This window comes from Klebsiella sp. WP4-W18-ESBL-05, assembly GCF_014169075.1.
Lineage (GTDB): Bacteria > Pseudomonadota > Gammaproteobacteria > Enterobacterales > Enterobacteriaceae > Kluyvera > Kluyvera ascorbata_B.
In genome coordinates this window covers 2854594-2876043 of record NZ_AP022057.1, presented here as the reverse complement: position 1 = coordinate 2876043, position 21450 = coordinate 2854594, and the positions used below count along the sequence as shown (strand labels likewise).

General features: G+C 55.8%; 18 protein-coding genes and 1 pseudogene. 17 read left to right on the top strand and 2 right to left on the bottom strand.

Features of this window, described 5'->3' with window-relative positions; genetic code table 11:
• Positions 1 to 37: 37 nt before the first annotated feature.
• Positions 38 to 457, bottom strand: a complete 420-nt coding sequence (uspC, locus tag H7R58_RS13905) for a universal stress protein UspC (protein WP_106927839.1) — start codon at positions 455 to 457, stop codon at positions 38 to 40.
• Positions 458 to 1247: 790 nt separating this feature from the next.
• Here uspC and H7R58_RS13900 point away from each other — a divergent pair.
• The 8 genes and pseudogenes from H7R58_RS13900 to cheW all read left to right on the top strand — a co-directional run.
• Positions 1248 to 1367: pseudogene (locus tag H7R58_RS13900) on the top strand (flagellar transcriptional regulator FlhD); the annotation flags it as partial.
• 80 nt (positions 1368 to 1447) lie between these two features.
• Positions 1448 to 2470 carry an IS110-like element IS5708 family transposase gene (locus H7R58_RS13895; protein ID WP_000156884.1) on the top strand — a complete coding sequence of 341 codons (1023 nt, stop codon included), beginning with the start codon at positions 1448 to 1450 and terminating at the stop codon, positions 2468 to 2470.
• 308 nt (positions 2471 to 2778) lie between these two features.
• Positions 2779 to 3129, top strand: coding sequence for a flagellar transcriptional regulator FlhD (gene flhD, locus H7R58_RS13890; protein ID WP_197974856.1), 351 nt, complete (start codon positions 2779 to 2781; stop codon positions 3127 to 3129).
• On the top strand, positions 3126 to 3710 hold the full coding sequence (flhC, locus tag H7R58_RS13885) for a flagellar transcriptional regulator FlhC (RefSeq protein ID WP_106927835.1): 585 nt from the start codon (positions 3126 to 3128) through the stop codon (positions 3708 to 3710). Before flhD ends, flhC begins: the two co-directional genes overlap by 4 nt.
• A gap of 122 nt (positions 3711 to 3832) precedes the next feature.
• The gene (gene motA / locus H7R58_RS13880; RefSeq protein WP_064544632.1) at positions 3833 to 4726 is read left to right on the top strand and encodes a flagellar motor stator protein MotA; all 894 of its coding nucleotides are present in this window, start codon (positions 3833 to 3835) and stop codon (positions 4724 to 4726) included.
• Entirely contained in the window at positions 4723 to 5649 is a 927-nt protein-coding gene (motB, locus tag H7R58_RS13875) for a flagellar motor protein MotB (RefSeq protein ID WP_106927833.1), read from the top strand. Before motA ends, motB begins: the two co-directional genes overlap by 4 nt.
• Before the next feature lie 4 nt (positions 5650 to 5653).
• On the top strand, positions 5654 to 7681 hold the full coding sequence (cheA, locus tag H7R58_RS13870; protein WP_106927831.1) for a chemotaxis protein CheA: 2028 nt from the start codon (positions 5654 to 5656) through the stop codon (positions 7679 to 7681).
• Between the two features lie 23 nt (positions 7682 to 7704).
• On the top strand, positions 7705 to 8208 hold the full coding sequence (gene cheW / locus H7R58_RS13865) for a chemotaxis protein CheW (RefSeq protein WP_106927829.1): 504 nt from the start codon (positions 7705 to 7707) through the stop codon (positions 8206 to 8208).
• Between the two features lie 88 nt (positions 8209 to 8296).
• Here cheW and H7R58_RS13860 read toward each other — a convergent pair whose 3' ends face one another.
• On the bottom strand, positions 8297 to 9559 hold the full coding sequence (locus H7R58_RS13860; RefSeq protein WP_106927827.1) for a dicarboxylate/amino acid:cation symporter: 1263 nt from the start codon (positions 9557 to 9559) through the stop codon (positions 8297 to 8299).
• 273 nt (positions 9560 to 9832) lie between these two features.
• Here H7R58_RS13860 and tar point away from each other — a divergent pair, with 273 nt between their 5' ends.
• From tar to H7R58_RS13815, 9 genes are all read left to right on the top strand, one after another.
• Positions 9833 to 11485 carry a methyl-accepting chemotaxis protein II gene (tar, locus tag H7R58_RS13855; protein ID WP_182930407.1) on the top strand — a complete coding sequence of 551 codons (1653 nt, stop codon included), beginning with the start codon at positions 9833 to 9835 and terminating at the stop codon, positions 11483 to 11485.
• 38 nt (positions 11486 to 11523) lie between these two features.
• Positions 11524 to 13128 (top strand): methyl-accepting chemotaxis protein, encoded by a 1605-nt coding sequence (locus tag H7R58_RS13850; RefSeq protein ID WP_182934400.1) that lies wholly within the window; start codon positions 11524 to 11526, stop codon positions 13126 to 13128.
• 23 nt (positions 13129 to 13151) lie between these two features.
• Entirely contained in the window at positions 13152 to 14018 is an 867-nt protein-coding gene (gene cheR, locus H7R58_RS13845) for a protein-glutamate O-methyltransferase CheR (RefSeq protein WP_182930409.1), read from the top strand.
• Positions 14015 to 15064: a protein-glutamate methylesterase/protein-glutamine glutaminase gene (locus H7R58_RS13840; protein ID WP_106927819.1), complete on the top strand. Its 1050-nt coding sequence runs from the start codon at positions 14015 to 14017 to the stop codon at positions 15062 to 15064. Before cheR ends, H7R58_RS13840 begins: the two co-directional genes overlap by 4 nt.
• A 17-nt stretch (positions 15065 to 15081) precedes the next feature.
• On the top strand, positions 15082 to 15471 hold the full coding sequence (gene cheY, locus H7R58_RS13835; RefSeq protein WP_064544650.1) for a chemotaxis response regulator CheY: 390 nt from the start codon (positions 15082 to 15084) through the stop codon (positions 15469 to 15471).
• A 10-nt stretch (positions 15472 to 15481) separates the two neighbouring features.
• Positions 15482 to 16126: a protein phosphatase CheZ gene (gene cheZ / locus H7R58_RS13830; RefSeq protein ID WP_106927817.1), complete on the top strand. Its 645-nt coding sequence runs from the start codon at positions 15482 to 15484 to the stop codon at positions 16124 to 16126.
• A gap of 311 nt (positions 16127 to 16437) precedes the next feature.
• Positions 16438 to 17226: a helix-turn-helix domain-containing protein gene (locus H7R58_RS13825; RefSeq protein WP_227674196.1), complete on the top strand. Its 789-nt coding sequence runs from the start codon at positions 16438 to 16440 to the stop codon at positions 17224 to 17226.
• Between the two features lie 102 nt (positions 17227 to 17328).
• The gene (locus tag H7R58_RS13820; RefSeq protein ID WP_182930411.1) at positions 17329 to 18630 is read left to right on the top strand and encodes an MFS transporter; all 1302 of its coding nucleotides are present in this window, start codon (positions 17329 to 17331) and stop codon (positions 18628 to 18630) included.
• Between the two features lie 25 nt (positions 18631 to 18655).
• Entirely contained in the window at positions 18656 to 21307 is a 2652-nt protein-coding gene (locus tag H7R58_RS13815) for an alpha-L-rhamnosidase (protein ID WP_182934399.1), read from the top strand.
• Positions 21308 to 21450: the final 143 nt, after the last annotated feature.

Sequence of the window (21450 nt, the reverse complement as noted above, 5' to 3'; positions counted from 1 at the left end):
GCTGTTGTACCCCGTCGGCGGCGAGAAGTTTGATTTGTTACAGTGTCACCAATAAGACATCTACGCCGCTGTTACCCACGATGCTTTTTGCCGCGCAGGTGGCGCGTGAAAAGAAACTTTGGTTATGGTTCCCGCAGATAACCAGGTCAACCTGGTGCTTTTTGCTGAATGCGCTAATGTGCTCACCAAGCTCACCCGATGCAATTTGCGCTTTCCAGATAGGGTAATCAACGGCCTCGGCAAGACTGCGCAAAAAATGCTGGGTCTCTTCCTGCATCAGCTCGCGCAGGCTTTCCAGCATCGGCGCAGCTAGCTGATTATACATTTCCGGGTCGGTGGCCAGGGTTATCAGACTCACGCGGGCCTGGGTCGGCCGGGCGATATCCACCGCTTTGCGAAGCAGGGCGTGGCTTTCCGGGGTTGGCGCCACGGCAACCAAAAGATGTGAGTAAGCCATCAGACCTCCTTGCTCGAATAATACGCACTCTCTTCTTAATCTCTTACTCTTTTTGCCTGACCCTCGCAAGTGATATAGCGAATACTTATGACGATATATTAACCAAATACATTAGCATTCTTTATGCTAATTATTGATTAAAAGCTACGCAGTTTCTATCCGCGTCACGTGATGTTTTATGTAATCAATATGGTTATTTAATATTTTATTTTTGCTGAAACAATGTTAACTAAAGGTAAATTACATGCAAATGAATATGCTGCAAATGATTCATTGTTTCAATTTATTGAATTTACGATGAATTTTGTATATCGAATGAAACTATGATCTGTGATAATTCTTTCGTCATTGGCTCGCGTAAAGTTGCCCGTCCCCTGCGGTTGTTTAATAGTTGGGGTGAATGAATATCCATCAATCAGGAATAAAACAGCGTTTTGATTGGTTAATTATTGTTCAAGATACAACAATGACTGATGGATAGAGAATAAAAATAGGCTTTGATTTTGTGATGCAGATCACATAAATTTCACATTAACAGTGAAGTAACATTGTATGTGTCACATCTGGCGAGTAAAGTTGCGTCAAATTAGGAAAAATCTTAGTAAATTGTAAGAAATGTTTAGATGTGTCGGGCCATGCGGTCAGAACGTTACCCGGCAACGAGACAGAAGATTCACCTAATCGGCTATGCATTTCGACCGATTTTTTTTTATCGGGCCTTGCCCGACGACATCACGGGGTATGCGGATTGTCCGCATAAAGTACTAATTGGTTATTCGGGATGGGGAAAATGCATACATCCGAGTTGCTAAAGCACATCTATGACATCAACTTGTCTTATTTGCTCCTTGCACAGCGTTTGATCGGTCAGGATAAGGCTTCAGCCATGTTCCGCCTCGGTATTAACGAATGGAAGGGACTTCCCCTAGATATGCGCCTGATTAACTTTCGTGCAATCATAGGATAAACATTGACCCAGAGGGATTCGTTATGACCATCACCACTGTCGGTATCGATCTTGCTAAAAATGTGTTTGCTGTTCACTGCATTGACCAAAATGGTAAAGCTGTTCTGGTTAAACCCAAGGTGTCGCGTGCAGCACTTTCTGAACTCATCGCAGGTTTACCTCCCTGTGTCATTGGAATGGAAGCCTGCTCGGGTGCCCACTATTGGGCAAGATTATTCAGGCAGTATGGCCATGATGTCCGGTTGATGGCTCCGAAATTTGTCTCACCCTATCGCATGGCGGGTAAGACCGGGAAAAATGATGCAGCTGATGCAATAGCTATTTGTGAGGCAGTGCAGCGGCCGCATATGCGCTTTGTACCAGTCAAAGACGAAAGCCAGCAGGCAATGCAATGCTTACATCGGACAAGACAGGGATTTATCCAGGAAAGAACAGCAACGTATAACCGTCTTCGGGGCCTGATATCTGAATTCGGGGTTATTGCCCCACAAAGCACTGATGCTCTGCGTCATGTTGTTTCTGACCAGAAGGAAACTCTGCCAGTACAGGTCAGGCTGTGCATTGATGATCTATTGACACATGTCACTAATATTGAAGAGAAAATCGCCGAATATGACAGGGTATTATCTCGTGTGGCCAAAACAGATCATCGCAGCCAGCAGTTAATGGAACTGAAAGGTGTTGGGCCCACCACAGCGAGTGCGCTGGTCGCCAGTATTGGCAATGCCCATGATTTTAAGAACGGGCGCCAACTGGCAGCCTGGTTGGGGCTAACGCCATCACAATACAGTAGTGGCGGAAAATCAAAGCTTGGCAGGATAACAAAAGCGGGTGATGCCTATCTGCGAACCCTACTGGTCCAGGGAGCCCGTTCTGTAATGGTAGGGGCAGAGAATAGAACGGACCCGTTTAGCCGTTGGGTCTGCTCGTTGATTGGTAGGCGGGGATACTGGCGTGCTGTCGTTGCAATCGCCGCCAAGAATGCGAGGTTGTGCTGGGCATCATTACATTACGGCGATGACTTCAGACTGTATTCAACAACATGAAAAATTTAACTGAGTAGTAACTGAACTGTAAATTGTTGATGGTAAAGGGTTAGACCCCCGTGAGAAGTATCTGCATATCCTACTGGATATCACTATCCGATTAACGAAGGAGGATCTCACGAGCGTCTTTCATCAGGGTCCGAATCACTAGCGATTCAGCATGACCGTTTATAGTAGCGCAGTCTTATCCCTTGCCTTTCATTGATGAACAGACAGAAATTAAAAACCGGCGTTGACTGTTCGGGGAAGCCCTTATAGTATGCGGATTGTCCGCATAAAGTACTAATTGGTTATTCGGGATGGGGAAAATGCATACATCCGAGTTGCTAAAGCACATCTATGACATCAACTTGTCTTATTTGCTCCTTGCACAGCGTTTGATCGGTCAGGATAAGGCTTCAGCCATGTTCCGCCTCGGTATTAACGAGGATATGGCGAAAGTCCTCGGGGAACTGACGCTCCCCCAGATGGTGAAGCTGGCCGAAACAAATCAATTGGTCTGCCAGTTCCGTTTTGATGATTCCCAGACCATCACCCGCCTGACGCAAGAATCACGCGTTGACGATTTACAGCAAATCCATACCGGTATTCTGCTGTCCACCCGACTGCTGAATCAGGCCAGTAACTCAGGCGAACCTGCCCGTAAGAAAAGGGCCTGACGATGAGCGAAAAAAGCATTGTTCAGGAAGCCCGCGATATTCAGCTTGCGATGGAGCTGATTACTCTGGGCGCTCGTTTGCAGATGCTGGAAAGCGAAACTCAGCTCAGCCGTGGTCGGCTGATTAAGCTCTATAAAGAACTTCGCGGCAGCCCGCCACCGAAGGGAATGCTACCGTTTTCCACGGACTGGTTTATGACATGGGAGCAAAATATCCACTCTTCCATGTTCTGCAATGCCTGGCAGTTCTTACTCAAAAGTGGGCAATGTTCTGGCGTTGACGCCGTGATCAAAGCCTACCGTCTGTATCTTGAGCAGTGCCCGCAACAGGATGCCGGGCCGCTGCTGGCCCTGACGCGCGCGTGGACGTTAGTTCGCTTCGTGGAAAGCGGCATGCTCGAACTCTCCAGCTGCCATTCCTGCGGCGGTAACTTCATTACCCACGCTCATCAGCCCGTTGGCAGCTTTGTATGCAGCTTGTGCCAGCCGCCATCTCGTGCCGTAAAAAGACGTAAACTTTCCGAGGATCTTGCCGATAGTAATCCACAACTGCTGGATGAACAGATAGGGCAAGCTGTTTAACCTCACACGGTGTGGACAAAACACTCCAGCAGCGGCCTTAGGGCCGCTGCTTTTTTTTACCCGTGCGTGGGTGACATTGCTCATCTGTCTCCTCTCTTAGTCAACAGTGGAAGGATGATAGCGTGCTTATCTTAATAGGTTACCTGGTTGTTTTGGGGACAGTTTTCGGCGGCTACATGATGACCGGCGGACACCTTGGAGCACTGTATCAACCGGCCGAGCTGGTTATTATCGGCGGGGCGGGGGTTGGCGCTTTTATCGTGGGCAACAACGGCAAGGCTATCAAAGGCACGTTGAAAGCGCTGCCTTTGCTGTTCCGTCGCTCGAAATACACCAAAACGATGTATATGGATTTGCTGGCGCTGCTGTATCGCCTGATGGCGAAGTCGCGTCAGCAGGGGATGTTCTCGCTCGAGCGTGATATTGAAAACCCGAAAGAGAGCGAAATTTTTGCCAGCTATCCGCGCATTCTCGCCGACACGGTGATGCTGGAGTTTATCGTCGATTATCTGCGCCTGATCATCAGCGGCAACATGAACACCTTCGAAATTGAAGCGCTGATGGATGAAGAGATTGAAACCCACGAAAGCGAAAGCGAAGTGCCGGCCAACAGCCTGGCGCTGGTGGGCGACTCACTGCCGGCATTCGGCATCGTGGCGGCGGTTATGGGGGTAGTGCACGCATTAGGTTCTGCCGACCGTCCGGCGGCGGAGCTGGGGGCGCTGATTGCCCACGCGATGGTCGGTACCTTCCTCGGGATCCTGTTGGCCTACGGTTTTGTCTCGCCGCTGGCCAGCGTGCTGCGCCAGAAGAGCGCGGAAACCACCAAAATGATGCAGTGCGTGAAAATTACGCTGCTGTCGAATCTGAACGGCTATGCACCGCCGATCGCCGTTGAGTTCGGTCGTAAAACGCTCTACACCAGCGAACGTCCGTCGTTTATTGAGCTTGAAGAACACGTCCGCGCGGTGCGCAACCCGGCGGGGCAACAGCAAACGACCACCGAGGACGCATGAAGAACCAATCGCATCCGATTGTCGTCGTCAAACGGCGCAAACATAAATCTCACGGCAGCGCCCACGGCTCGTGGAAAATTGCCTATGCCGATTTTATGACGGCGATGATGGCGTTTTTTCTGGTGATGTGGCTGATTTCCATCTCCAGCCCGAAAGAGCTGATTCAGATAGCCGAATACTTCCGTACGCCGCTGGCAACCGCCATCACCGGCGGTCAGCGGATGGCCAGCAGCGACAGCCCGATTCCCGGCGGCGGTGATGATGTCACCCAGCAGCAGGGCGAGGTGCACAAGCAGCCAACGATTGATGATCTGAAAAAACGCATGGAAACCAACCGGCTGAAGCGCATACGCGGCGAGCTGGACCAGCTTATTGAAGCCGATCCGAAGCTGCGCGCGCTGCGCCCGCATCTGAAGATCGATCTCGTGCAGGAGGGGCTGCGAATTCAGATTATCGACAGCCAGAACCGGCCGATGTTTAAAACCGGCAGCGCAGAGGTAGAACCGTATATGCGCGATATCCTGCGGGCGATTGCGCCAGTACTGAATGAAATTCCCAATAAAGTCAGCCTCTCCGGGCATACGGATGATTATCCGTATGCCACCGGCGAACGGGGCTACAGCAACTGGGAGCTGTCGGCGGATCGCGCCAACGCGTCGCGTCGCGAGCTGGTTGCCGGCGGGCTGGATGACGGCAAAGTCTTACGCGTCATCGGGATGTCTAACTCGATGCGCCTATCAGAGCACGGCGGCAACGATGCGATTAACCGTCGCATCAGCCTGCTGGTGCTTAATAACCAGGCTGAGCAGGCCATTCTCCATGAGAATGCCGAGAGCCAGAATGAACCCTTAAGCGTTTTACAGCCGCCGACAAACTCGTCACCGGCGGCCGGTACGACGACGCCACAACCCGACTCGAGGTGATAGCGTGAGCATGGATATCAGCGATTTTTATCAAACATTTTTTGATGAGGCCGACGAGCTGTTGGCCGACATGGAACAGCATCTGCTGGATCTGGTGGTGGATGACCCTGACGCTGAACAGCTGAATGCCATTTTCCGCGCAGCGCACTCCATCAAGGGTGGCGCGGGGACCTTTGGCTTTTCCGTTCTTCAGGAAACCACTCACCTGATGGAGAACCTGCTGGATGACGCCCGTCGCGGGGAAATGAAGCTCAGCACCGATATTATCAACCTGTTTTTGGAAACCAAAGATATTATGCAGGAACAGCTCGACGCCTATAAAAGCTCCACCGATCCGGATGCAGCCAGCTTCGAATACATCTGCAATGCGCTGCGTCAGCTGGCGCTTGAGGCAAAAGGCGAAAGCGTTCCGCCGGTGGCCGGCAGCGCCCATTTGAGCGTGGTCGACAATCACGTGCAGGAAGAAGAGGCCGTGATTGAGGCCGCCGATGCCGCGGGGAAAACGCAGATTACGCTTTCCCGTCTGAAGGCCGGTGAGCCGGATATGCTGGAAGAGGAGTTGGGGAACCTGGCGACCCTAAGCCAGGTGCAAAAAACGGCCGACTCTCTGACCGCGGTGCTCGACAGCAGCGTAGATCCGGACGATATCGTCGCGGTGCTGTGCTTCGTCATTGAAGCCGATCAAATAGCCTTCAGCACCGTCTCGACGCCCGAAGCGGTCGTGCCCGCGACGCCGCCGGCGGTAGACGCGGTGGCGCCTGCGCGAGTGGCCGCTGCGCCCGTGGCGCTGGTTTCCGCCGCCGCACCGCGCGTTGAGCGTGAAAAACCGGCTGCGCGCAGCAGCGAGTCAACCAGCATTCGCGTGGCGGTTGAAAAGGTCGATCAGCTGATTAACCTGGTGGGTGAGCTGGTCATTACCCAGTCGATGCTGGCCCAGCGTTCCAACGCGCTCGATCCGGTTTCACACGGTGATCTGATCACCAGCATGGGGCAGCTTCAGCGCAACGCGCGCGATCTGCAAGAGTCGGTGATGTCTATCCGCATGATGCCGATGGAGTATGTGTTCAGCCGCTTCCCGCGGCTGGTGCGCGATCTGGCCGGCAAACTCGGCAAGCAGGTAGAGCTGACGCTGATGGGCAGCTCTACCGAACTCGATAAGAGTCTGATTGAACGCATTATCGATCCGTTAACCCACCTGGTTCGTAACAGCCTCGACCACGGTATTGAACTGCCGGAAACGCGGCTGGCGGCGGGAAAATCCGCCGTGGGCAACCTGATTCTTTCCGCCGAACATCAGGGCGGTAATATTTGCATCGAAGTCACCGACGACGGCGCGGGGCTGAACCGCGAACGTATTCTGGCCAAGGCGCTGTCGCAGGGGATGGCGGTCAGCGAGAGCATGACCGATGAAGAAGTCGGCATGCTGATTTTCGCGCCGGGCTTCTCAACCGCTGAGCAGGTAACCGACGTCTCCGGGCGCGGCGTTGGCATGGACGTGGTGAAGCGAAATATCCAGGAGATGGGCGGCCACGTTGAAATTAAGTCTAAACAGGGCGCAGGCACCACCATCCGCATTTTGCTGCCGCTGACGCTGGCGATCCTCGATGGCATGTCGGTGAAGGTCAACGAAGAGGTGTTTATCCTGCCGCTCAATGCGGTGATGGAGTCGCTGCAGCCGCGCGAAGAGGATCTGCACCCGCTGGCGGGCGGTGAGCGCGTGCTGGAAGTGCGCGGTGAATACCTGCCGCTGGTTGAACTGTGGAAAGCCTTCGATGTGCAGGGAGCGAAAACCGAAGCCACGCAGGGGATTGTGGTCATCCTGCAAAGCGCGGGCCGCCGCTATGCGCTGCTGGTCGATCAGCTGATTGGTCAGCACCAGGTGGTGGTGAAAAACCTGGAAAGCAACTATCGCAAAGTGCCGGGCATCTCGGCGGCGACCATTCTTGGCGACGGTAGCGTCGCGCTGATTGTTGACGTCTCGGCACTGCAGGGACTGAATCGTGATAAACGTCTGGCGAACACAGCCGCCTGAAACGCAGAGAAAAGGTAGAAAACATGACCGGTATGACGAATGTAACAAAGCTGGCGGGTGAACCGACAGGGCAGGAATTCCTGGTATTTACGCTGGGTAACGAAGAGTACGGCATCGATATTCTGAAGGTGCAGGAGATTCGCGGTTACGATCAGGTCACGCGCATTGCTAACACGCCCGCGTTTATAAAAGGGGTCACCAACCTGCGCGGCGTGATTGTGCCGATTGTTGACCTGCGGGTGAAGTTCAGCCAGGAAGACGTGGAATATAACGATAACACGGTCGTGATCGTGCTGAATCTCGGCCAGCGCGTGGTGGGTATTGTGGTCGACGGCGTTTCTGACGTGCTGTCGCTGGCGGCGGAGCAGATTCGTCCGGCGCCGGAGTTTGCCGTGACCCTCTCTACCGAATATCTAACCGGGCTGGGCGCGCTGGGCGATCGCATGCTGATTCTGGTCAATATTGAGAAACTGCTCAACAGTGAAGAGATGGCGCTGCTGGACAGCGCAACGATTCACGCCGCCTGATGAGAGACGGGCCCGTCGTATTGTGACGACAGGCCCGTTGCTTGCTACACGGCGATTGTCCAGCCAGACCCAGAGGTCTGGCTTTTATTTACCCGTTCTGCTGTACCACTTGCGGCTCTTCCTGCGCCAGCAGGCCTTCATTCTGCGACAGCATGGCCGTCGCGACGCCGTTGCCAAGCACGTTAATCGCCGAACGTCCCATATCGAGGAAATGGTCAATCCCCATCAGCAGCAGGATGCCCGCGACCGGAATATTGAAGCTTGGGATGGTGGCTGCCAGCACGACCAGCGCCGAGCGCGGTACCCCGGCAATTCCTTTCGATGCCAGCATCAGCGTCAACATCAGTACCGCAATCTCAGAGAAGCTGAGGTGGATGTTATACGCCTGAGCAATAAACATTGAGGCGAAGGAACAGTAGACCATCGAGCCCACCAGGTTAAAGGAATAGCCGATCGGCAGCACGAAGGACACGATATTGCGTGAGCAGCCAAATTTGGTCAGCTGTTCGAGCGTTTTCGGGTAGGCGGCTTCTGAGCTGCTGGTGGTAAAGGCCACCAGTACCGGATCTTTGAGCATGCTGAGCAGGCGGAAGACTTCTTTTTTCAACACCATATAGCCGATAGCCACCAGTACGCAGCAGGTCAGCACGATAGCCACATAGTAGCCGCCGATAAACGAGGCATAGTTAAGCAAAATGCCCAGCCCTTCGGTTGCAATGACCGACGAGATGGCGGCAAAAATGGCCAGCGGCGCAACGTACATCACGTAACCGGTCACCTTCAGCATAATGTGGGAGACCACGTCCAGCGCGGCAACCAACGGTGCGTTGAACTTCTGACCGAGCGACGCGCCGCCGATGCCGAAGAACATCGAGAACACCACGATCTGCAAAATCTCGTTATCGGCCATCGCGCCGACGATGCTGGTCGGGATGGTATGCGACAAGAAGCCTTTCAGGCTCATACCGCTGACGGCCAGACCGGTGTCGACCGTATCTTTCGGTATCGCCAGATTCAGGCCCGCGCCCGGATGCTGTAGGGTGACGATAAACAGCCCCACCAGAATCGACAGCACCGATGAGCTGATAAACCAGACCATGGCCTTACCGCCGACGCGGCCAATGGTAGACGTTTCGCCAAGCTTCATGATGCCGACCGTCAGGGTGCTGAACACCAGCGGTGCAATCACCATTTTAATGAGTCGGAGGAAAATGTCAGTCAGGAGAGTGATGTTGCTGGACCAGACTTCGATAGTCTGAGTTGATGCATAAGAATGGATCATTGCGCCGGTGAGAATCCCCGCCAGCATAAAAATCACGATAAAAACCGTGAGTTTGTTTGCGTTTGCCACAAAAAATACCCCGTCAGATTACGAATATGCCCTGCGATGAAAAATGATTTTTTAGTTATGTAATGTCATCAATTCATTCACTACATAAATTGTATGAAAGCGGGGGGATTTACAACTTTTTTTTATATTTTATAAAAAGCGTTGTGATTCAGTGACTCGCCGGCGCTGCGCTTTCGTGCCCGTGAGGGCGGACGATTTTTACCCCGCGCGCGCATAAAGTTTCTATTTGGGATGCCGATAACACCGAATAACAAGTCATAGAGAAGGTGTTGTATGTTAAACCGTATCCGCGTTGTCACGCTGCTGATGTTGGTGCTGGTCGTCTTCGCACTTTTGCAGTTGGTCTCCGGAGGATTTCTGTTCTCCTCGCTCCAGCAAAACCAACAAAGCTTTGCGCAATCTAACACTCTTCGTACGCAACAGGCTGAACTCACCAAAGCGTGGGATCTGCTGCTGCAAACCCGCATCAACCTGAGCCGGTCCTCGGCGCGGATGATGATGGACGCCACTAATCAGCAGAGCAGCGCCAAAACTGAACTGCTGAAGAATGCGCGCACCACGCTTGCGCAGGCGGACAGCCATTTTGCCCGCTTCAGCGCGCTGCCGGCGCAGGCAGAAATGCACGATGCCAGCGCCCAGGTGAGCGCCGCATATCAACGTTATTTTGCTGCGTTACAGGAGCTGGTGGGCTTCCTGGAGGCCGGCAATATGGACGCCTATTTTGCCCAGCCGACGCAGGGGATGCAGAACGCGATGGGCGAAGCGATGAACCAGTACGCTTCGCAAAGCGAAGCGCTCTACCAGCGCGCCTTTACCACCAGCAGCAGCGACTACCAGATAGCTCGCTGGCAGCTGGCGATTCTGGCCGTGGTGCTGGTGATTGTGGTGGTCGGCGCCTGGTTTGGTATTCGCGCCATTTTACTTAAGCCGCTGGCTGCGGTAATGGGGCACATCCGGCAGATTGCCGCCGGGGATCTGACGCCGCGTCTGAGCCTGCGCGGGCGCAACGAAATTACCGAACTGGCTGACACCGTGACGCATATGCAGAGCTCGCTGATTGATACGGTGACCCATGTGCGTGAAGGGGCGGTGGCTATCTATCACGGCACCAGCGAAATTGCGGCGGGCAATAACGACCTGTCTTCTCGCACCGAGCAACAGTCGGCTGCGCTGGAAGAAACGGCGGCCAGCATGGAACAGCTGACGGCTACGGTGAAACAGAACGCCGAAAATGCCCGTCAGGCATCCCATCTGGCACAGAGCGCTTCCGAGACCGCTCTGCACGGCGGCAGCGTCGTCAACGGCGTGGTCAACACCATGCACGAGATTGCCGCCAGCTCGCAAAAAATTTCCGACATTACCGGCGTCATTGACGGCATTGCTTTCCAGACCAACATTCTGGCGCTGAACGCTGCCGTCGAAGCGGCGCGTGCGGGCGAACAGGGACGCGGTTTTGCGGTGGTGGCCGGTGAGGTACGTAACCTCGCCAGCCGCAGCGCACAGGCGGCAAAAGAGATCAAAGCGCTGATTGAAGACTCGGTCTCCCGCGTCGAAACCGGCTCCGCGCAGGTGGAAACCGCTGGGGAAACGATGACTGATATCGTTAATGCGGTGACGCGCGTGACCGACATCATGGGCGAAATCGCCTCGGCCTCTGACGAGCAGAGCCGCGGTATCGACCAGGTGGCGATCGCGGTTGCCGAGATGGACAGCGTCACGCAGCAAAACGCCTCGTTGGTGGAAGAGTCCGCCTCGGCCGCCGCGGCGCTGGAAGAGCAGGCTGAGCGCCTGAATCAGGCCGTCGCCGCCTTTCGTTTAAACGCTGCCGCGCACAGCAGCGCGCCAGCGTCGGCACCGGCGGCGCGCGCGTTGGTCGCTAACAAACGCCAGGCGTCGGTCGCCGAAAGCAACTGGGAAACCTTTTAATTTTATCCGCGGTCCAGGCCGCCTTTAGGAGTGTGGTGATGCTTTATCGTATTCGAATCTCTACCACGTTGTTTCTGATTTTAATTATCTGCGGCATTTTGCAGATTGGCAGTAACGGACTCTCTTTCTGGGCCTTTCGCGACGGACAAAACAACATTTATCAGGTTGAACAAAGCAGCCAGCAGCTGAACACACTGACGGAATCGCGCGCTGCGATGCTGCAGGCCAGCACCATGCTGAACAAAGCGGGCACCCTGACGGCGCTGAGCTATCCGCCTGGTGAAGTGCGCAGCATGATCGACGACGTCAAACAGAATCTCTCGCAGGGCGATGCGCTGTTTAAGGGGTTTATGGCGCTGCCGTTGATGAGTGAGCACGACAAAACGCTGCAGGCGGCAACCGCAACGGCGTTTACCAACTGGCACGAGATGCTGGCGCATCAGGTCGCCTGGCTTGAGAACAACCAGCTGGCGGAGTTTGTCGCCGCACCGGTGCAAAAAACCCAGGATCAGTTTGACGGTGAGTACCAGAACTGGCGTAAGAACATTGACGGCTACGTTGCTGCCGCCGAACGTGAAAGTCAGAGCGATTACACGCGCTCGACGATGATGTTTATGGCGATGGTCGTCATTTCCGTACTCATTACCGTGGGTGCGCTGTGGTGGGTTCGCCATATGGTGGTGCGACCGCTGGCGATTATCAGCCACCACTTTGAAAGCATTGCGAAAGGCAACCTGGCGCGTCCGATTGCGGTCTACGGCAAGAACGAAATCAGCGCCATCTTTGCCGGGCTGAAGGCCATGCAGCACTCGCTGCGTGACACCGTCAGGGAAGTGCGTCAGGGCAGCTACGCCATGCACACCGGGATCTCGGAAATTGCCGCAGGCAACAACGATCTGTCTGCGCGGACTGAACAGCAGGCGGCCTCGCTGGCGGAAACGGCGGCCAGCATGGAACAGCTGACCGCAACGGTAAGCCAGAACGCCGACAACGCCCGCCAGGCGTCTCACCTCGCGCACGGCGCGGCAGATACCGCCAAGCGCGGCGGAGAACAGGCAAATCATGTGGCGCAGACGATGCATAACATTGCCACCAGCTCGAAGAAAATCAGCGACATTATTAGCGTTATTGACGGTATTGCCTTCCAGACCAATATTCTGGCGCTGAACGCCGCCGTGGAGGCTGCGCGTGCCGGTGAGCAGGGTCGCGGTTTTGCCGTGGTAGCCGGGGAGGTGCGCAACCTCGCCAGCCGCAGCGCCCAGGCGGCGAAAGAAATTAAAGTGCTGATCGAAGAGTCGGTTGCCCGCGTACAGGAAGGTTCCACGCTGGTGGAAACCTCGGCCAGTACGATGAGTGAGATCGTGCAGTCGGTGACCCGAGTGAACGACATCATGGGCGAAATTGCTTCCGCCTCGGATGAACAACGCCGCGGCATTGAACAGGTGGCGCAGGCGGTCAGCCAGATGGATCAGGTGACGCAGCAAAACGCCGCGCTGGTGGAAGAGGGGGCCGCGGCCACCGAACAGCTGGCCGGGCAGGCCGATCGCTTAACGACCGTGGTTTCCGTATTTGAACTTGAAGAAGTGAAGGCGGCGGTGGCGCGTGAAAACGTTACGCCGGCCGCGATACCCGCTGTTTCCTGAATGATGTGATGTAAGAAGGCGCTATGACTGTATCTCTGCCAAATGGGCAATCGCAATTACTGAGCCAGCTGACGCAGCGCCTGACGCTCACCGACGCGCAGTTTCGTCGGATATGTCAACTGATCTACCAGCGCGCCGGGATCGTGCTGGCCGATCACAAGCGTGACATGGTTTACAACCGTCTGGTGCGGCGTCTGCGGACGCTGAACCTGGATGATTTTGGTCATTACCTGGGGCAACTGGAGGCCAACGGCGACAGCGCGGAATGGCAGGCGTTTATTAACTCGCTGACCACCAACCTGACGGCGTTCTTCCGCGAGGCGCACCACTTCCCGACGCTCGCCGAACATGCCGCGCGTCGGCAGGGGGAGTACCGGGTGTGGAGCGCTGCGGCGTCGACCGGGGAAGAGCCGTACTCCATCGCCATTACCCTGGCCGATACCCTGGGTACCGCGCCGGGCCGCTGGAAAGTGTATGCCAGCGATATCGATACCGAAGTGCTGGAAAAAGCGCAGAGCGGCATTTATCGCATGGACGAGCTGAAAACGCTCTCTCAGCAGCAGCTGCAGCGTTATTTCATGCGCGGGACCGGGCCGCACTCCGGACTGGTCCGGGTGCGTAACGAGCTGGCGAACTACGTGGATTTCAGCACGCTGAACTTGCTCAATACCCACTATAACGTTCCCGGTCCGTTCGATGCGATCTTCTGCCGTAATGTGATGATCTATTTTGATAAAACTACGCAGCAGGAGATCCTCAAGCGTTTTGTGTCACTGCTGAAACCGGACGGATTATTGTTTGCCGGTCATTCAGAGAACTTTAGCCATCTCTCCCGTGAGTTCAGCCTGCGTGGACAGACGGTCTATGCGCTAAGTAAGGGAAGAGCATGAGTAAAATCAGGGTGTTATCCGTTGATGACTCGGCGCTGATGCGCCAGATCATGACGGAAATCATTAACAGCCACGACGATATGGAAATGGTCGCTACCGCGCCGGATCCGCTGGTGGCGCGCGATCTGATTAAAAAATTCAATCCGGATGTGCTGACGCTGGACGTCGAAATGCCGCGCATGGACGGCCTGGACTTTCTCGAGAAGCTGATGCGCCTGCGGCCGATGCCGGTGGTCATGGTGTCTTCGTTGACCGGTAAAGGCTCGGAGGTAACGCTGCGCGCGCTTGAGCTGGGGGCGGTGGACTTTGTCACCAAACCGCAGCTGGGCATTCGTGAGGGGATGCTGGCCTACAGCGAAACCATTGCTGAGAAGGTGCGCGCCGCCTCGCGTGCGCGCATTAGCGCCCACAAACCGCTGGCCGCGCCGGTGGCGATCAAGTCTGGCCCGCTGCTGAGCTCCGAAAAGCTGATTGCGATCGGTGCGTCAACCGGCGGTACTGAAGCTATTCGTCATGTACTCCAGCCGCTGCCGCTCTCCAGCCCGGCGCTGCTGATCACGCAGCATATGCCGCCGGGCTTTACCCGTTCATTTGCCGAGCGCCTCAATAAGCTGTGCCAAATCACGGTTAAAGAGGCGGAAGACGGCGAGCGCGTCCTGCCGGGTCATGCCTATATTGCGCCGGGCGATAAGCATATGGAGCTGGCGCGCAGCGGGGCGAACTATCAAATCAAAATTCACGACGGGCCGCCGGTTAATCGCCATCGCCCGTCGGTTGATGTGCTGTTTCATTCGGTCGCGAAGCACGCGGGGCGCAACGCCGTAGGGGTGATCCTCACCGGCATGGGCAACGACGGTGCGGCCGGGATGCATGCGATGTACCAGGCCGGAGCCTGGACCATCGCGCAGAATGAAGCCAGTTGTGTGGTGTTCGGCATGCCGCGCGAGGCCATCAATACCGGTGGCGTCAGCGAAGTGGTCGATCTTAGCCAGGTAAGCCAGCAGATGCTGGCGAAAATCAGTGCCGGACAGGCAATACGTATTTGAATCAGGAGTATTATTTTATGGCGGATAAAGAGCTTAAGTTTTTGGTTGTGGATGACTTTTCCACCATGCGTCGTATCGTGCGCAACCTGTTAAAGGAACTGGGATTTAACAACGTTGAAGAGGCAGAAGACGGCGTGGATGCGCTGAATAAACTGCAGGCGGGCGGCTTTGGTTTTGTCATCTCTGACTGGAACATGCCGAACATGGATGGCCTGGAGCTGCTGAAAACGATCCGCGCCGACGGTGGGATGGCGGCAATGCCGGTGCTGATGGTCACGGCAGAAGCGAAGAAAGAGAACATCATTGCCGCCGCGCAGGCCGGGGCCAGCGGATACGTGGTGAAGCCGTTCACTGCGGCGACGCTGGAAGAGAAGCTGAACAAGATCTTCGAGAAACTGGGCATGTGAGGTGACGAACATGATGCATTCTTCCATCAAGCCCGGCGATGACCACTCCGCCGCGGATATTATCAGCCGCATCGGCAATCTGACCCGCATGCTGCGCGATAGCCTGCGCGAGCTGGGGTTGGATCAGGCGATTGCGGAAGCGGCCGAAGCGATACCCGACGCGCGTGACCGTCTGGACTATGTTGTGCAGATGACCGCGCAGGCTGCGGAGCGCGCGCTGAACAGCGTCGAAGCCTCGCAGCCGCATCAGGATGAAATGGAAAAAGGCGCCAAAGCCTTGACCAAGCGCTGGGACGCGTGGTTTGAAAATCCGATTGAATTGTCCGACGCGCGTGAACTGGTGAGTGATACCCGCCAGTATCTTGGCGAGGTGCCGGAGCATACCAGCTTTACGAACGCCCAGCTGCTCGAAATCATGATGGCGCAGGATTTCCAGGATCTGACCGGTCAGGTTATCAAGCGCATGATGGACGTTATCCAGGAAATTGAGCGCCAGCTGTTGATGGTGCTGCTGGAGAACATTCCGGAGCAGGGCGCGCGGCCAAAACGCGAAAACGACAGTCTGCTCAACGGGCCGCAGGTTGACACCTCAAAAGCCGGCGTCGTTGCCAGCCAGGATCAGGTGGACGATCTGCTCGATAGCCTGGGCTTCTAATCGCGCTGTCCGGGCCTACCGATAAGCATATCGCCGTAGGCCCGGCAGACGCCGCTCCTGTTATACCCCCGCACATTTCTGAAAATGAAACCGCCATCACGGCGGCTTACGCCTGAGTGCCACCCTGATATATAGACTTGTCATAATTATTGCGCTTAAATAGTTTGCAATGCAGCCTAAGACAATATTTATTTACTTGCCTCATTATTAAGGCTCGGGCGCTATTGTCTTAATAAACCGGAGGCCATGTGAGAATATTACGAGATAGCGAATTTTTTCATTCTGAGCACCATGCCTTTTGTCTTTTTACGATGAATAACCAGCTTATGGAAGGCGTGCACGGGCATGATTTTGACGAACTGGTTATTGTCCGTAATGGCAGCGGTTTTCATATTATTAATGACGAAGTGAAATTTATTTGCCAGGGTGACTTTTTTCTTGTTACCACTAACGACACCCACAGTTATGTTTCCACTAACCATCTTGCTGTTATTAATATCCTGATTCGCCGTGACGGCCATTTTCATTATCTACAGCATATCGATACGCTGCTCGCGAGGATCAAAACGCAGCTACAGCAGCCGCGCGAGATGGCGCTATCCCCTGCGGCCCTGGGGGACGTTGAGCGCTGGAGTCAGGAGATTGTCGCGCGCAATGAAAGCGACTACGACCCCCTCTATTTTGCGCTATGCGAGGCCGCGTTTCTCAACATCATTAATACGTTATGCCTGTGCCATCAGCAGCAAGAGGCGCAAAGCGCCGAAGAGCGAGGCCGCGCTAACCTGATTAAAGCGCTCAAAACCAGCGGTCTGCGTCAGCTTGACTGGTATGCATTGAGCGACGATAACGGCGTGGCGCGGCGGACGATGTTCCGTTTTATTAAACGAATTACCGGCTACACCCCGGTAAAATTCCAGACGCTGTACCGGGTGCTAAAAGCGCAGGAACTGCTGCGGACCACCGATAAAACCATTAGCGAAATAGCTGCACGCTGCGGTTTTATGAATGCCATAAGATTAACCGAAGCCTACAAACATTATTTTAATTACTCGCCAACGCACGAGCGAGAGCTGCACTCACGGGTGCTGACGACGATCTGATTTTTCTGGCTAATAACGAAAATGAACCACAGGGATTTTATCGCAGCACGCGCCGCGAGGGTTTATTTCTCCCTTCATTATCGATGAATTAAAGGAAACGTTATGTCAAAAAATAAAATGCCCAACCCCTGGTATATTGGGGTGGTGTCAGGGATGGCATCATATATTGATTCGGCGGCAATTGTCTCGAACGGTACCGCGCTGGTTATTTATCAAAAGACGCTGGGGATTACCGCGCTGGAAATTGGAATGCTCTCCGGCCTGTTAACCCTCAGCATTGCCGCCGGCGCTTTCGGCGGCGGCCGCCTGGGCGATCGTATCGGGCGGCGCAACGTCTTTATCATCACAATGGCGATGATTTTGCTGGGCACGCTGGCGCTGGCCTTCGGCGCTAGCTTTGCCGTTCTGGCCGTCGGCACGCTGCTGGTGGGGCTGGCGACCGGCGCCGATTTGCCCGTCTCGCTGGCCACCATCTCCGAGGCGGCCAGCGACGAGAACCGCGGCAAAATTATTGGCCTGTCGAATCTGCTGTGGCTGGTGGGCATCGGCGCCACGATGGGGATCTCTGCCATCGTCGGCGATTGGGGCCGTGTCGGCGCACAGATCATGTATCTCCACGTGGGCCTGGTGGCACTGGTGCTGCTGGTGCTGCGCTGGTCTATTCCGGAATCGCCGCTGTGGCTGGCGGCGCGCGATGAGCTGCGACGGGGAGTGGCGACCGTACGGGCGCAGAAAAACGGCTGGCGGGACCTGCTGGAGGCAAAGTACCTGTGGCCGTTCATCTCGCTGTGCGCGTTTTACACCTTTACCAACCTGGCCGCCAACACCGGCGGGCAGTTTGGCACCTTTGTTGCGGTGAACGTGGTGGGTATTTCGGTCAGCACGAATTCGCTGTGGGGGCTGCTGATCCTGCCGGTCAGCGTCGCTTCCGGTCTGCTGTTTATGCGTATCGTCGATACCGACAAACGCATTCCGTTCTTTATCTTCGGCGCGGTAATGATGTCCGGCGGCTATTTTGTGCCGGTATTGCTCAATTTCTCACCCCTGTCGTGGTTCTGCTGCCTGCTGTTTACCAATATCGGCACCGGTTTTGCCTTCGAAGGCATTATGAAAGTGTGGGCCCAGGAGTCGTTCCCGACCATGCTGCGCGCTACCGCTCAGGGGGTGATCGTCGGCGTCGCCCGATTGACCTGTGGGCTGCTGGCTTTCGTCACGCCGGTGCTGCTCAGCGCCGGGCCAACCGTCCTTTATTGCCTGTTGACGGCCATTGTGGTGGTGGGGATGGTCATTGGCTGGCTCTGCTTCCACGGCAAGCAGCGCAATGAATTTAACGCCGAAACGGCAATGGTGGCGACGCCGGATGCGCGCCACGACGTCAACGATACGCAACGGGCCAAGGCCTGATCATTCAGCTATTGAGGGAATCATTATGTTAGCAGTAGAAAAAATCACGCTTAACTACGAAAAGACGCTGTCAGGCTGTGAAACGTCGCCGGTTTTCGGCTGGGTTATTGCCAGCGATCGTCGTGATGTGGCGCAGCATAGCTGGCGGCTCCAGCTGGCGGAGGACGAGGATTTTAGCGCGCTGCTGTATGACAGCGGGGTGATGCAGGACGCGCGTTCAAACAATATTACGCTGCCGGCGCGCGAATGGGCCGACTCAACCCGCTATTTTGCCCGCGTGCGTATCAGCGATAACCACGGTGAAGAAAGCGGCTGGAGCCCGCTGGCATCGTGGGTGAGCGGGCTGCCGGCCGCACGCTGGCAGGGCGAATTTATCTCTGCCGAAACGCCGCAGGACAAAGACAATTCCAGGGGGACGCTGCTGCGCCATGTTTTCGCGCTGCCGCCGAGTGAGGAGATTGTCTCGGCGGTGGTTCACGCCAGCGCGCTAGGGCTTTATCAGCTGTGGATTAACGGCGAAAAAGTGGGGTGCGACGAGCTGGCCCCCGGCTGGACGAGCTATCACCATCACCTGCTGTATCAGACCTGGGACGTCAGCGACCGGCTGTGCGGTGGTGAGAACGTTATTGGCGCGATGGTCGGCGCAGGCTGGTACAAAGGCGACATGAGCTTTAACCGCTACCGCAACTACTACGGCGAACAAACCGGGTTTATTTGCCAACTGGTGGTCACGCTGCGCGACGGCAGCCAGCGGGTGATTGTCAGCAACGCATGCTGGCAGGCAAGCGACTCGGCGATTTTGTTCTCTGAAATCTACGATGGTGAAACGTACGACGCCCGCCTGGCGCAGCAGGGCTGGAGCGAGCCGGGTTTTGCCGCGTCGGGCTGGCGAGCGGTAACGTTACTGAGCGTGTCAAAAGACGTTCTTCAGCCGCAAACCGCCTGTCCGGTGCAGGAAATTGCACGACTGGCGCCGCGCGCGTTATTCACCACGCCAAAGGGAGAGACGGTCATTGATTTTGGCCAGAACCTCAGCGGCTGGGTAGCGTTTCGCGTTCGCGGCGCAGCAGGGGACAGCGTTAAGCTGCGCCACTTTGAAGTGCTGGACGCGGAGGGCAATGTCTACCTGGCGAATCTGCGCACCGCAAAACAGCGCATCGACTATACGCTGCGCGGCGATGAAGAAGAGCGCTACCATCCGCACTTTACCTTCCAGGGCTTCCGCTATGTGCAGATTGAATGCTGGCCTGGCACGCCGACGCTGGCAGATTTTTCCGCCGTAGTGCTGCATTCAGCGATGACGCCAACCGGCAGCATGGAAACCTCAAATGCCGATCTTAACCAGCTGCACCACAATATTCTCTGGGGGCTGAAGGGAAACTTTGTGGATATCCCGACCGACTGCCCGCAGCGCGACGAACGCCTGGGCTGGACCGGTGATGCGCAGATCTTTTGTCGTACCGCCAGCTACCTGATGCAAACGGATACCTTCTTCGCCAAATGGCTAACCGATTTGCAGCACGATCAAACCCCGGAAGGCGGCGTGCCGCACGTGATCCCGGATATTCTGACCGGCAAGTGCGATAACGACCGTTTCCTGTCGCACGGCCGTACCCATTCGGCGGCGGCATGGGCCGATGCGGCGGTCATCAATCCGTGGACGCTGTACCTGATGTACGGCGATACGCAGACCCTGGCGCGCCAGTACGGCAGTATGAAAGCGTGGGTAGAGTTTATGCGCGCCAACGCGGTTGACAATATCTGGTCGTGGAAGCTGCAGTTTGGCGACTGGGTGGCCCTGGATGCCAAAGAGGGCAGCTACTTTGGCGCCACGCCGAATGAGCTGACCTGCATGGCCTACTATGCGCTGTCTACGCAGCTGCTGTCGAAATCGGCGAAGGTACTGGGCTTTGAGGATGATGCCGTCGAGTACCTCGCGCTTCATGCGGCGATTGTTGACTGCTTCCATCGCGAGTTCTTCACGGCCAACGGCAGACTCGCCGCGCGCACGCAAACTGCGCATATTCTGGCGCTCTATTTCCAGCTGGTGCCGCAGGCGCATCGCGAGCGGACGGTGCAGACGCTGCTGGAGCTGCTGGCCGAGCAGGATGGCCACCTGGTGACGGGGTTTGTCGGCACGCCGTATTTTTGTCACGCGCTGAGTGAGAACGGTCAGGCTGATGCCGCATGGCAGCTGCTGCTGAAGGAGGATTTCCCGTCCTGGTTGTATCAGGTGAAGGCCGGCGCGACCACGATTTGGGAACACTGGGACGGCGTGAAGCCGGACGGCACGATGTGGAGTCCGGATATGAACTCGTTTAACCACTACGCCTACGGAGCCATCGGTGAGTGGCTGTACCGGGCGGCGGCGGGAATAAATACCGAAGAGCACGCGCCGGGCTTTAAGCACTCGGTTCTGCGGCCTATCCCCGGCGGCGGTCTGGCGTGGCTGAAAGCGCGCTATGCATCGGTATACGGTGAGATTGGCGTGCGCTGGCAGCAGTCCGGGCAGACGATCGCGCTTGAGGTGGACATCCCGCCCAATACCCGCTCGACGCTGATTCTCGATCGCGCAAGGACGCTGCTGGAAACCGACGACATCGACTTTACGCCGATGGACGGCGGCTACGCGGCGGAGGTGGGTTCCGGTCATTATCGGGTCGTTTTCCAGCGCTAATCAAGTTCTGGTCATGTGCGCGGCCTGTGAACGGCAGACGCCACAAAACACACATATCTGTAGGCCGGATAAGGCGTTTACGCCGCTATCCGGCAATATACGCGGATACCCATCAATAAACGCCCGAATTCCTTCACTTTCAT

What these genes read in the sequence shown, in the direction of transcription:
- H7R58_RS13815 (WP_182934399.1), top strand. Translation starts at nt 18,656, where the DNA reads ATGTTAGCAGTAGAAAAAATCACGCTTAACTACGAAAAGACGCTGTCA.
- H7R58_RS13820 (WP_182930411.1), top strand. Translation starts at nt 17,329, where the DNA reads ATGTCAAAAAATAAAATGCCCAACCCCTGGTATATTGGGGTGGTGTCA.
- H7R58_RS13895 (WP_000156884.1), top strand. Translation starts at nt 1,448, where the DNA reads ATGACCATCACCACTGTCGGTATCGATCTTGCTAAAAATGTGTTTGCT.
- motB (WP_106927833.1), top strand. Translation starts at nt 4,723, where the DNA reads ATGAAGAACCAATCGCATCCGATTGTCGTCGTCAAACGGCGCAAACAT.
- cheY (WP_064544650.1), top strand. Translation starts at nt 15,082, where the DNA reads ATGGCGGATAAAGAGCTTAAGTTTTTGGTTGTGGATGACTTTTCCACC.
- H7R58_RS13850 (WP_182934400.1), top strand. Translation starts at nt 11,524, where the DNA reads ATGCTTTATCGTATTCGAATCTCTACCACGTTGTTTCTGATTTTAATT.
- H7R58_RS13825 (WP_227674196.1), top strand. Translation starts at nt 16,438, where the DNA reads ATGAATAACCAGCTTATGGAAGGCGTGCACGGGCATGATTTTGACGAA.
- H7R58_RS13840 (WP_106927819.1), top strand. Translation starts at nt 14,015, where the DNA reads ATGAGTAAAATCAGGGTGTTATCCGTTGATGACTCGGCGCTGATGCGC.
- cheR (WP_182930409.1), top strand. Translation starts at nt 13,152, where the DNA reads ATGACTGTATCTCTGCCAAATGGGCAATCGCAATTACTGAGCCAGCTG.
- cheZ (WP_106927817.1), top strand. Translation starts at nt 15,482, where the DNA reads ATGATGCATTCTTCCATCAAGCCCGGCGATGACCACTCCGCCGCGGAT.
- flhD (WP_197974856.1), top strand. Translation starts at nt 2,779, where the DNA reads ATGCATACATCCGAGTTGCTAAAGCACATCTATGACATCAACTTGTCT.
- cheW (WP_106927829.1), top strand. Translation starts at nt 7,705, where the DNA reads ATGACCGGTATGACGAATGTAACAAAGCTGGCGGGTGAACCGACAGGG.
- uspC (WP_106927839.1), bottom strand. Translation starts at nt 457, where the DNA reads ATGGCTTACTCACATCTTTTGGTTGCCGTGGCGCCAACCCCGGAAAGC.
- tar (WP_182930407.1), top strand. Translation starts at nt 9,833, where the DNA reads ATGTTAAACCGTATCCGCGTTGTCACGCTGCTGATGTTGGTGCTGGTC.